The following is an 11227-nucleotide window of genomic DNA, read 5'->3' as shown; positions in this document are numbered from 1 at the left end:
GGGTTCGAGGAGGCGCTGGAACCGGGCGAGATCCGGGTCGCCTTCGGGCTGGGCGACCTCCTCGGCCCCGCGGTGCGGGAAGTCGCGGTCGAGACCGCCGCGGGACGGGTCGTCCAGCGGGTCCGCAGAACCGGCGACGCGCAGCCGCTCAGAACGCCCTCCGGCGCCACGACCTGGCTTCGCATCGAGATCACCCGGGTCGCCGCCTCCGCGGAGACCATCGGGACACGCGTCGCGATCAGCGAGCTGACCGTCCCGGGAGTCTCCCCGCGCCGATCCATCGTGGTGCCCGGCAGTGCCGGCGCCCAGGTGTTCACCGGCCTGAACGGCTACGCCCCGGCCTGCATGCGCGGCTCCCGGGTCTGGGTGTGCTCCCCCTACCTGAGCTCCCAGGGCGAGGAGGGCGGTTCCTTCGACCGGGTCTTCACCGGCTCGGGGGAGAACGTCCGGCTGACCGGGACCGCGATCCTCACCGGCGCCCGGAAGATCGCCGCGCTCACCGGCGCGCAGGGCGTGTCCGCCTCCTCGCAGCTGGTGGACCATCCCGCGGCCATGGCACGGTCGGCTTTCGACGGCGACCGCGCCACCTCCTGGATCAGCTCCCCGGACGACGACGGCCCCACGCTCACCCGGGATCTGGGCTCGGTGCGCACCCTCTCCCGGTTGGAGTTCCGCTTTCCCGGCAAACGCGGCATCACTCGGGTGGCCGTGCGGGGCGACGACGGCCAGAGCCGAGAGGGCCTCATCTCCAAGAAGGGCGTCTTCGCCTTCGCCCCGCTGAAGACCGAGAAGATCACCATCGAGTTCCCCGGGATCAGCGGGATCCAGGTCACCGAAGTCGCCGTCCCCGGTGTCCCGTCCCTGCGCGCCGAGGGGACCGTACCGCCCCGATGCGGCACCGGGCCGGTCTTCACCCTCGGCTCCACCAGGATCGAGACCCGGCTCGTCGACGCCGCCCGGACGGACCTGCTGGCGGGACGGGCCGTCCGCTACGCATCGTGCGCGGAGGTGGCCACCGGAACCGGCCGCCGGACCCTCGGTTCCTCCTCGTCCTTCCTGATCGCCACCGCCGCGCTCCTTCCCGCCGGCTCTCTCCCCCAGGCCGCGTCTCCGGCGGAACCGGGTGAGGGCGTCTCCGTCCTCCGCTGGGACTCCACCCGCCGGGAGGTCTCCGTCAAGAGCTCCGGGGCGGGTTACCTGACCGTGCCGGAGAACCTCAACCGGGGCTGGAAGGCCGACCTGGACGGACAGCCGCTCAAGGCGGTGCGGCTGGACGGTTGGAAGCAGGCCTGGGAGCTGCCCGCCGGGAGCTCGGGCACCGTGCGGCTGGTCTACGAACCGGATCTCGCCTACCGGCTGTGCCTCCTCGCCGGCGGGATCCTCGTCCTCCTCATCGCGGTGCTGGCCGCGCTGCCGGGCACCGGGCCGGTCCTGCGTCCCGCGGCCGGCCGGGCTCCCGCGCTCCGCTGGGCCGCCCCCTTCTTCGGCCTGTGGACGGCCGGGCCGCTCGGGCTCGTGGCGGGGGCGGCGGCCGTCCCCCTTGCCCGGCGGCTCCCCGGCGTCGCCCTACCCGCCCTGGTGGGTCTGGCGGCCTTCTCCACCGCGCTGGCCGGACGCCTGCGCTTCGGCGGCCCGCCCGACGTGTACGCGTTGCTCGCTGAAGGGCTCCCGGCCCTTCTGTGCGTCCTGGCGGCGGCGCTCCTGCTGTCTCCTCCGGCCGAACCGCTGCGCGGGAGCCTCGACGAAGAGGTGGCTGAGCGACGCGAGCATGAGGGAGAACACCACCGTGACGCCCAGGACGAGCCAGAAGTCGCCGAGGTACTGCGGCCGTCCGGTGAGGGCGTACCAGAGCTCGATCACCGGTGAGTGCCAGAGGAACACCCCGTAGGAGATCAGTCCCAGCCTGCACATCAGCGGGCCGGCCAGGATCATCCGGACGAGGTGCCCTTCGGGGGCGAAGGCGACGGGCGCGACCGTCGCCACGACGATCACCAACGACAGCAGGTTGTGCACGAGGTACTGGTGGGCGCTCTGGCCGCCGTACAGCGGGGTGGCCAGGGGCGTGGACATCAGCGCCAAGGCGCACGCGGCGACGGTCCAGCTCGCGCCCGGCGCCGAGCCGAAGGCGTCCCGCACCCGGTTCGGCCGCTGGGCCAGCACGGCCATGGCCATGCCCAGGACGAAGAACATCAGCGACCTCGGCAGCAGCCGCTCGTTGTAGAAGAGCAGCCGGAACGGGTCACCGCCCAGGGAGGCCCCGAAGTACTCGAGGTACCGCATGGTGAGGGTCTCCAGCAGGGAGAGCACGCCCAGCACGCCCAGCCCCAGCAGCAGCCGCCGGAGGCTCCCCCGGGAGAAGCGGCGCAGACCCAGCGCCAGCAGCGGCAGCACCAGGTAGAACGTGGCCTCGACCGACAGGCTCCAGACCGGGCCCAGGGCCGGAAGGCCCACTCCGCCGAGCGGCCAGGGCGGATGGAAGTCGTAGTTATGGGTGAGGGTCAGCATCTGCAGCCAGACGACCGGGTCCCGCGCCTCCTCCCGGTTGAACGCCGGCAGGACGAACACCAGCATCAGCCAGTAGGCGGGCAGGATCCGCAAGGCCCTCCGCAGGAGGTAGTCCCGGACCCCCGGCATGCTCCCGCCGTCCAGGGTGGCCCGTGCGAAGGGCCGGTACAGCAGGAATCCCGACAGCGCGAAGAAGATCGAGACACCGATCCCACCGTTGGCCAGCATCCGCCAGAGCAGCCCGTCCGCGCTGGTCAGCCCGGTCGCTCCCGCCACGTGCAGGCCGACCACCGACATGATCGCGACGCTGCGCAGGCCGTCCAGCGAAGCCAGGTGCCCGGGGGCGCTCGCGGCACGCGGGGTGGGTCCGGCCTGCATCATCACCTGTCGTCTTTCCTAGGATTCGACCAGTCTGCCGTCTTTCACCGGCTGCCCGGTACGTTCTACGCATGAGCCAGCACCTTTCCCGCGCGCTCGCCGGCCTGCTGCCCCGGCCCCTGGTCGGTGCGCTGATCCGGGGGGTCTACCCCCGGATCGAACCGGAACTGGGCCGCCTGGCGGACTTCGTTCCGCGTGGCGGGACCGCGCTGGACGTCGGCGGCTGGTTCGGCCCCTGGACCTCGCGGTTGCTGCGGCGGGCCGACCGGGTGGTGACGATCGAGGCGGATCCGGAGATGGCCCGGCTGCTGGAGCGGACCTTTCCCGCCGTCCGCGTGGTCGCCGCCGCGGCCTCCGACCATGCCGGCGAGACGACCCTGTGGTCGCCCGCGGCGGGGGCGATCGTCGGCGTCTCCTCGGTCGAGGAGACCGGAAGAGGCCATCAGAACACCGTTCCCACCCCGGTCCCCCGCGTGCGGATCGACGATCTCGCCGTCTCGGACGTGCGGTTCGTCAAGCTCGACATCGAGGGCCACGAACTGGCCGCGCTGCGGGGGGCCGAGCGGACGGTCCGGCGGGACCTGCCGGTCCTGCTCCTGGAGCTGGAGGCCCGCCACCAGCCGCTCGAACCGGTCCTCTCCCTGCTGGCGGAGTGGGGATACCGCGGTGAGATCCTGACGGAGGGAAGCTGGCGGCCGCTGGAAGGTTTCGATCTGGCATCGCATCAGCGCTCACACGCCGCACAACTGGCTCGCCCTTTTCCCAGCCGGGTACTGTTCCCTGGGACGAGATATGTCAATTCAGTACTGTTCCGGCATACCTCTAGGGCGTTCTGACCTCTGGCGCCTCATCCGGGCCCCGTTGTTACTTGCGGGTCATGTGCTGTTGAATCTTTCCCCTGACCCCCCTCAGGAGGACTCCGTGGATCGTCGTACCGACCGGGCGATCGGCCTTGTCACGCTCCTCGCCGTGGCTCTGGTGCCGACGGCCTTCCTGACCCTGGGCAAGGTGGGGGACGGCTTCGACGCCGGCCGGTCCTCGGAGACCGCCGTCACCCCGATCTCCGAGAACTACCCCGGCGCGCCCCCGCCGCTGCCGCCCGCCGAGAAGCCGCTGCAGATCAACCTGCCGCAGATGCCCCCCGGGAGCGTCCCCGTCCAGCCGCCCGCCCAGACCGACCCGCCGGAGAGCAAGCCCCTCCCCGCCGAGCTGACCTCCTTCACCCGGCAGATCGGCACGGCGGTCATCGAGCAGACGGGCTCCACCAGCACGCAGGAGCTCGCGAAGTTCACGCTGAAGCCGAAGTTCGAGATGGACGCGACCAGCACCGACTACGTGCTCAAGGGCAAGAAGTGGAAGAAGACCGGCGCCACCCGGATCGTCATCAGGAACCGGGTGAAGGTCACCAAGGCCCCCGACGGGGAGATCACCAGGGAGAAGCTGACTCCCGAGGAAATCGACCAGCTGCGTTACGAGGCCGATCCCCGCACCCTGACGCACAACGTCCAGCAGCTGCCGGGCGTCAAGAAGACCTACGACAAGAAGACCAAGCTCTACCAGTACAAGCTCAACCTGACCGCGGGCAGCACCATCATCGAAAAGCTCCCGCCGGGGATCCAGGAGCACGTCCCCGACATCGCCGCGCTCCTGGGCCTGCAGGTGGAGTTGTACGCCGATGCCAAGGACCACGCGATCTACGCTTCTCTGAACGGCGTGACCGTCGTCAATGCCACCGGCATCGGCGTCATCTACTCCGACATGAAGTAGGCCTCAGGCGTCCTTCGGGAGGCCGAGGATGCGTTCGCCGATCACGTTGAGGTTGATCTCGGTGGTGCCGCCGCCGATGGTCATGGCGCGGGAGGCCAGCAGGAGGCGGGTCCAGCGGCGCGGTAGTTCGCTCTTGCGGGCGCCGGTGAGGACGCCTCGGGGGCCCAGGAGGGTGAAGCCGAACTCGGTGACGCGCTGGCCGTGCTCCATCGCCACCAGTTTGCGGACGGTGGCCGTGGTGCCGGGGTCGGTGCCCGAGAGCTGCTTGAGGGTGGCGCGCAGGCCCAGCATGAGGTAGGCGTGCTCGTCGGCGGCCATCCGGGCCAGGCCGTCGCGGGCCGCGGGGTCGGCCGCCAGGTCCAGGTCGGCGACGAGGTCGACGAGCTGGGTCATGCCGGCGCCCAGCTGGAAGGAGGAGGTCAGGCCCACGCGCTCGTTGGCGAGGGTGTTGCGGGCGACCCGCCATCCGGCGCCGGCGTCCCCGACGACCAGGTCGTCGGAGACGAAGACGGCGTCGAGGAAGACCTCGTTGAAGATCTCGTCGCCGGTCAGCTCCTTGAGCGGGCGGACGTCCAGGCCCGCGCTCCTCATGTCCACGAGGAAGTAGGTGATGCCCTCGTGCTTGGGGGCGTCGGGGTCGGTGCGGGCCAGGCAGATGCCCCACTGGGCGTGCTGGCCCAGCGACGTCCAGATCTTCTGGCCGGTGATCTCCCAGCCGCCCTCGACCCTCACGGCGCGGGTCTGCAGCGAGGCGAGGTCCGAGCCGGCGCCCGGTTCGCTGAACAGCTGGCACCACAGGATCTCGCCGCGCAGCGTCGGCGGCAGGAAGCGCTCCTGCTGCGCGGGCGTGCCGTACTGGACGAGCGAGGGCACCACCCAGGCGCCGATGAGCAGTGGGACGGGGCGGACCTTCGCGGCCTTGAGCTCCTGGGCGATGACGACCTGCTCCAGGGGCCCGGCGGCCTTGCCCCAGGGCCGGGGCAGGTGCGGGGTCACCCAGCCCTCCTCGGCCATCGCGGCACGCTGGGCGGGGGTGTCCATGGCGGCCAGCTCGGCGACCCGGGCGCGGACGCGCTCGCGCAGCGGCTCGGCGTCCGCGGGGAGCTCCACCGCGACCTCGGGGCGGACGCCGTCCAGCGCCAGCGCCGCCAGCCGGTCGCCGCCGCGCTCCAGCAGGGCGCGCAGCGTCAGGGCGCGCCGGTAGAACAGGTGGGCGCTGTGCTCGTAGGTGTAGCCGATGCCGCCGTGCGTCTGGATGTTCTCCTCGGCGCACTTCACCGCCGCGTCGGGCGCCAGCTCCGCGGCGGACTCGACGGCGTAGGGGGCGCGGGAGCGGGCGGCGTCCCACACCGCGGCCCTGGCACGCTCCAGCAGCACCATCATGCGGGCGAGCTTGTGCTTGACGCCCTGGAACTGGCCGATGGGGCGGCCGAACTGCTCCCGGATCTTCGCGTACGCCACCGCCTCGTCCAGCGCCCGCCAGGCCACGCCGCAGGACTCGGCGCCCAGGACGACCGCCGAGAGGGCCCGCACGTCACCCACGCCCGTGACGGGCGCGGCGCTGACGCCTTCGACGCCCACCGAGGCCGTGCCGCGGGTGACGTCCAGGCTCTCGTGCGGGGTCACCGTGACGTCCGCGGCCTCCAGCAGCACCCACTCGCCGCCGACGGGCAGCAGGAAGAGGTCTGCGCCCGCCCCGCCGAGCACGAACTCGGCGGTGCCGCTCACCGTACGGCCGTCGCGGGTCAGCTCCGCCCGCAGCGCCACCGCCGCGGTCTTCGTTCCGTCGGCCAGCGCGGGCAGGTGCTCGGCGGCGGAGGAGTCCGCCAGCAGCGCCGAGGCGAGCACGGTGGGCACGTACGGGCCGGGCGCCATGGCCCGCCCCAGCTCCTCCACGGCGACGGCCAGCTCCACCAGGGTGAAGCCCTGGCCGCCGTGCTCCTCCGGCAGATGCAGCCCCAGCAGCCCCTGTCCCGCCAAGGCGCTCCAGAAGCCGGCGGCGGGCTCGCCGCCCCGGACCGCCTCGCTCGTGACGTGCCGCTCGGCCAGGCCGCGTACGGACGCCGACAGGGCCTCGTGTTCTTCGGTCAGGCCGATGGCCATGGGTCACTCTCCTCACCGTCAGGTAAGGAGAAGGTTACTAGAACCGAATTCGGTTCCGTTCGGGGCGGTGCCGCCTCACCCCACCTTGAGCTGCTCGATCACCTTGTTGATGTCGGGCCAGAGCTTTTTGTGGGTGTCGGGCAGGGAGACGAACAGCACCGACGGGTACCGCTTGCCGGTGTCGACCAGCGCGGTCGCGATGACCTCGGAGGTGGCCCGGATCGGCTTCCTGTCGTACTTGAGGTGGCGCGCGACCAGCCAGCCGTCGTGCCCGCCGACCTTCAGCGGCTGCGAGGCCAGCTCGACGGTCTCGTGCGGGAAGCCGTACAGCCGCTCCTCCAGGTTGGCGGCGACCGCCACGGCGTTCTTCTCCAGGGACCCGCCCTTGTCCCAGATCTGCCGTTCCACCGGCCCGAGGGGCGAGGTCAGGACGGTCCCGTACCAGAGCTGGGTGCCCTTCTTCTCGGTCACCAGGACCTGCTGCCCGGTCCAGCCGGACTGAGCGAGCCTGTTCTTCTTGTTCGGCTCGACCCAGCCGCCGCCGAACTGCGGCACCTGCAGGCCCGAGGCCGGGTCGGGGAACATCCCGGTGACCGGCGATCCGGCTCCCCGGAAGACCATCAGCTCCTTGTGCGGGGGCAGGGCGCCCTGCTCGTCCGTTCCGGCGCTCGGCGTGCTGACACCCGGCCGCGCCTTCACCTCGGCCTCGGTGTCGCCGCCTCCGTCTCCGGCGAACACGAAGACCCCGAGCGCCACGATCCCGGCGACGGCCAGCGTGCCGAGCCCGGCGAACAGGTACGTCCGCGAGCGGTCCCGCCGCATCTCCTGCTCGTCGAACCCGCCGCCCCCGGCGCTCCCGGCCCGGTTGGCCTCGGTCTCCTCCCGCATCCACTCGGGCATCTGCCAGTTCCCGCTGCTGGGGATCCCGGCCTTGGGCGGCTCCGCCGGCCCGGAGAGGTCGACGCCCGCGTACTGCGCGACCCCGGGGCCGTCGTCCAGCCCGCCGAAGTCCGCCTCTTCCCCGCCTCCGGCCCGTCCCGCCACCGGCACATCGCCCGCACCAGGACCGGAACCCGCGCCGGAACCCGTGAACTCCACCGGCTCCCCAGGACCTTGAACCACAGGATGCGCCCCTGACTGCGTAGGCTCGGCAAAAACAGGCTGCGGCCCGGTACGCCCCGGCTGCGCCGAAAGTTCCCCCTGATCGGACATGCGGCACAGGTTACGCGAAGATCAAGATTCAGGACGCCGCAAGCCGATAACAACTTAGCCCCACCCCCGTGGCGAAAACCACACGGAGAAAAGCCCCCCACCCAGCACACTTCCCCCGGCGACCAGCGGGACGATCAGTGGAGCGATCAGTGGGACGACCAGCGAACTTCCACCCCGACCCCGCACCCACGGCCACCACCGCAGGGGGGCGTGGGGGGCGCAGCCCCCCACATCGGGGGCTCCGGGGGTCGCCCCCCGGGCTGACATGAAGAAACGACCCACCGCGAAGCGCCGAAGGCGCGAGCACGATGGGTCGTCGGTTCGTGGAGGTGCAGGGAATCGAACCCTGGTCCTACAGCAGTGGGTCAGGTCTTCTCCGGGCGCAGCCTTGCTTGGCGTTTTCTCAGCCCCAGTGCTCTCGCAGGCTAGTCACTGACAGGCTCAGTCGCTGTTGGGTTTCCCTTCCGGCCCCGCGACCGGGTCGGAAGGTTGAGTCTCCTAACGATGCCGGATCCTAGGTCGGAGACTCTCCTAGGCCGACAGAGTCGCTAACTCGCCTCAGGCGGCGAGGGCGAACTCAGTGCGCTTAGAGTTGGCACTTGTTGGTTTGCGATCGCAGGATTTACGAGGTCGCAATCGCACCCCTCGGCCCGCTTCTCCTGGCACGACTACCGCAGTCGAAACCAGTCACCCCCATGTTCTGTTGTCAACGGTTCAACTCTATCCGGTCAACGGTCCCGGTGCCAAGGTTATTCCGGCCACTCCGGGCGGGGCGGGCGCGGGCCTCAGGGCTGCTGGACGGGGGTGGCGGCGGTCTCGTCCGCCGCGGGGGTCCGCTGCGGCTGGGCGGGGGCGTTGACGAAGTCCGAGGCGATCTTGGCGGCGTCGACCTGGCCTTCGACGGCGATGGCGACGCCGAGGAGGGTGCCGGAGGACTGGTAGTACCCGACGAACCAGGAGACGGTCTTGCCCTGGGCGTCGGTGACCCGGGTGGAGATGCCCTGCCGGAACTTCCTCCGTCCGGAGGCCGCCGCCTTGGCGGAGCCGTTCCGCACGCCCATCGTCATGATCTTCTTGAGCTCGGTGAGCGTGTTCGGCGCGATGACCTGGGGCTGGGCGGCGCCGGTCGGCTGGGGGTCCTGGATGAGCAGGGGCCCGCGCCAGGTGCCGTTCTGGATGGCGGCGGCGATCAGGGACATGGTCAGCGGGCTGACCTTGACGCCGCCCTCGCCGACGGCGAGCTGGGCGCGTTCGGTGGTGGTGGCGGTGGCCAGGCCCTGGGCGCGCTGGTTCTTGACGTTCGACAGGTCCCACGGGGCGGTGCCGGCGAGCCCGAACGTCTGCAGGGCGGTGTTGAAGGTGCCGGCGTCGAGGGCGGATCCGGCCTGGGCGAGCGCGGAGCGGCAGCCGGCGGCGATGTTCTGGCCGAGGGTGGAGCGCGAGCGCGGCTGGGCGGCGGTGAAGACGGCGCCGCCGACGATCTCCTCGGCGGTGCACTCCTGCGCGGTGTCGGCCTTCTGGCCCTGGCCGAGCAGCGCGGCGGCCAGCACGGTGCTGAAGGCGGTGCCGGGCGCGTACAGCCCTTCGAAGGCGCGGTTCTGCCCGTCGGTCCGGTGGTTGGCCGCGGCGCGGATCTCCCCGGTGTCGCTGCTGACGGCCACCAGGGAGGCGGGCACGTTCAGGGAGGCGAGCGCGTTCTCGGCCTGGAACTGGGCGCGGCGGTCGAGGGTGGTGCGGACGGGCCTGGCCTCGGGGCTCTCCTGGCCGGTGGGGCTCTGGACCACCAGGTCCTCGCCCTGGCTGAAGTCGCGGATCACCTTGCGGCGGTCGCCGTTGGCGTCGAGGACGACGACCTTCACGGCGGGCAGGCCGGCGAGGTGGCGCTGGAACAGCATCTGCAGGCCGGAGGAGCCGACGGTGTCGCCGGGCTGGTAGGGGGCGCCGACGAGGCTGAGGACGTCGGTGGTGGCGGGGCCGATCCGGCCGATCAGCTCGGGCGCCTGCACCGGCTGGGTGGGCATGGGCCGGGTCTTGACGGTCAGGCCCGCCACGTTGCGCAGCTTCATCGCCTCGGCGCTGCCGTGGGGGAACTCGGCGAGCTGCAGGAAGGCCTTGGGCGGCGCGGACAGGATGCGGCCTTCGAGCCGGTCGCGGTCCTGGCGGGTGATCTCGCCGACGCGCTTGGCGATGGCCTCGGCGTTGCGGAGCTGCTCGGGCACGACGCCGAAGACGTCGGTCTTGACGTTCTGCAGCAGCGGGCGGCCCTTGTTGTCCTCGATGAGCCGGCGCTCGGGCGCCTCGTTGACCACCGCGAGCCGTTCGCCCTCGCGCAGGTCGGGGTGGATCACCGACGGGCTCCACTCGACCTTCCAGACGCCGCCGACGAGCCGGAGGCCCATCTGGCCCCGGTACTCCAGCGGCCTGCCGTTCTCGCCGAGGTCGATGCGGATCTGGAACCTGGCCATGGCCCGCTCGTCGGAGATCTTGTCGATCCTGCCCTGGTCGTCGGGGACGCCGGGGGTGCTCTCGGCCTTGAGCCGCAGCCGCAGCGAGGCGGCGTCGAGCTGGGTGCGCACGTCCTCCAGCGCCTTGACGACCGCCGCGCGGTCGCCGGTGGTGTGCCCGGCGGCCGCCTCGTAGTTCTCCACCTGCCAGGCGATGAGGAAGTCCTTGACCGTGGTGAACGGGGAGGACTGCGCGCAGGCGGAGAGCATGCCCAGCAGCAGCGCTCCGCCCGTCGTAGCCGCGGCGATCCTGCGCGTCCTGCTCACCTTCACCGACCCCGGTTCCGTGCGCGCAGCGCCCGGGCCATCTCCCGGTCCGCGTCGCGCTTGGCAATGGTCTGCCGCTTGTCGTACGCCTTCTTGCCCCGGGCGAGTGCGATCTCGACCTTGGCCCTGCCGTCCTTGAAATACAGGGAAAGCGGGATCAGCGTCAATCCGGGCTCGCTGCCCTCTTTGAGGATCTTGTCGATCTCGCGCCGGTTGAGCAGGAGCTTGCGGGTGCGCCGCGCGCTGTGGTTGGTCCAGGTGCCCTGGGAGTACTCGGGGATGTGCACGTTGTAGAGGTAGACCTCGCCGTGCCCGTCCACCGCGGCGTAACCGTCGACCAGGGACGCCCGGCCCTGCCGCAGCGACTTCACCTCGGTCCCGGTCAGCACCATGCCCGCCTCCCAGGTGTCCTCGATGTGGTAGTCGTGACGCGCCTTCTTGTTCTGGGCGATGTACTTCTGGCCCTTCTCGCGAGGCACTGTCTTTCCTCT

7 protein-coding genes and 1 other RNA gene are annotated in these 11227 nt (G+C 71.3%); 2 read left to right on the top strand and 6 right to left on the bottom strand.

What is annotated here, in order from left to right; all coding sequences use genetic code 11:
• Positions 1-1566 precede the first annotated feature (1566 nt).
• Positions 1567-2886, bottom strand: a complete 1320-nt coding sequence (locus tag ABD140_RS22430; RefSeq protein ID WP_344242889.1) for an acyltransferase family protein — start codon at positions 2884-2886, stop codon at positions 1567-1569.
• Between the two features lie 68 nt (positions 2887-2954).
• On the opposite strand from ABD140_RS22430, the gene ABD140_RS22425 reads away from it, so the two are divergent.
• Positions 2955-3719, top strand: coding sequence for an FkbM family methyltransferase (locus ABD140_RS22425; RefSeq protein ID WP_344242888.1), 765 nt, complete (start codon positions 2955-2957; stop codon positions 3717-3719).
• A gap of 85 nt (positions 3720-3804) precedes the next feature.
• Positions 3805-4650 carry a hypothetical protein gene (locus ABD140_RS22420; RefSeq protein ID WP_344242887.1) on the top strand — a complete coding sequence of 282 codons (846 nt, stop codon included), beginning with the start codon at positions 3805-3807 and terminating at the stop codon, positions 4648-4650.
• 3 nt (positions 4651-4653) lie between these two features.
• Here the strand turns inward: ABD140_RS22420 and ABD140_RS22415 are convergent, their stop codons facing one another.
• The 5 genes from ABD140_RS22415 to smpB form a co-directional block, all read right to left on the bottom strand.
• Positions 4654-6753 carry an acyl-CoA dehydrogenase family protein gene (locus ABD140_RS22415; protein WP_344242886.1) on the bottom strand — a complete coding sequence of 700 codons (2100 nt, stop codon included), beginning with the start codon at positions 6751-6753 and terminating at the stop codon, positions 4654-4656.
• 75 nt (positions 6754-6828) lie between these two features.
• Positions 6829-7851, bottom strand: coding sequence for a hypothetical protein (locus tag ABD140_RS22410; protein WP_344242885.1), 1023 nt, complete (start codon positions 7849-7851; stop codon positions 6829-6831).
• 435 nt (positions 7852-8286) lie between these two features.
• Positions 8287-8660: a transfer-messenger RNA gene (gene ssrA, locus ABD140_RS22405) on the bottom strand.
• Positions 8661-8750: 90 nt separating this feature from the next.
• Positions 8751-10736 carry a penicillin-binding transpeptidase domain-containing protein gene (locus ABD140_RS22400; protein ID WP_344242884.1) on the bottom strand — a complete coding sequence of 662 codons (1986 nt, stop codon included), beginning with the start codon at positions 10734-10736 and terminating at the stop codon, positions 8751-8753.
• Positions 10737-10738: 2 nt separating this feature from the next.
• Positions 10739-11215, bottom strand: coding sequence for an SsrA-binding protein SmpB (smpB, locus tag ABD140_RS22395; RefSeq protein ID WP_344242883.1), 477 nt, complete (start codon positions 11213-11215; stop codon positions 10739-10741).
• Between the last annotated feature and the right edge of the window lie 12 nt (positions 11216-11227).

The organism is Actinocorallia libanotica (assembly GCF_039525175.1).
Taxonomy (GTDB): Bacteria; Actinomycetota; Actinomycetes; order Streptosporangiales; family Streptosporangiaceae; genus Actinocorallia; species Actinocorallia libanotica.
The sequence above is the reverse complement of the archived record's forward strand: the minus strand, read 5'-3'. Positions and strand labels throughout refer to the sequence as shown.

What these genes read in the sequence shown, in the direction of transcription:
- ABD140_RS22430 (WP_344242889.1), bottom strand. Translation starts at nt 2,886, where the DNA reads ATGATGCAGGCCGGACCCACCCCGCGTGCCGCGAGCGCCCCCGGGCAC.
- ABD140_RS22425 (WP_344242888.1), top strand. Translation starts at nt 2,955, where the DNA reads ATGAGCCAGCACCTTTCCCGCGCGCTCGCCGGCCTGCTGCCCCGGCCC.
- ABD140_RS22415 (WP_344242886.1), bottom strand. Translation starts at nt 6,753, where the DNA reads ATGGCCATCGGCCTGACCGAAGAACACGAGGCCCTGTCGGCGTCCGTA.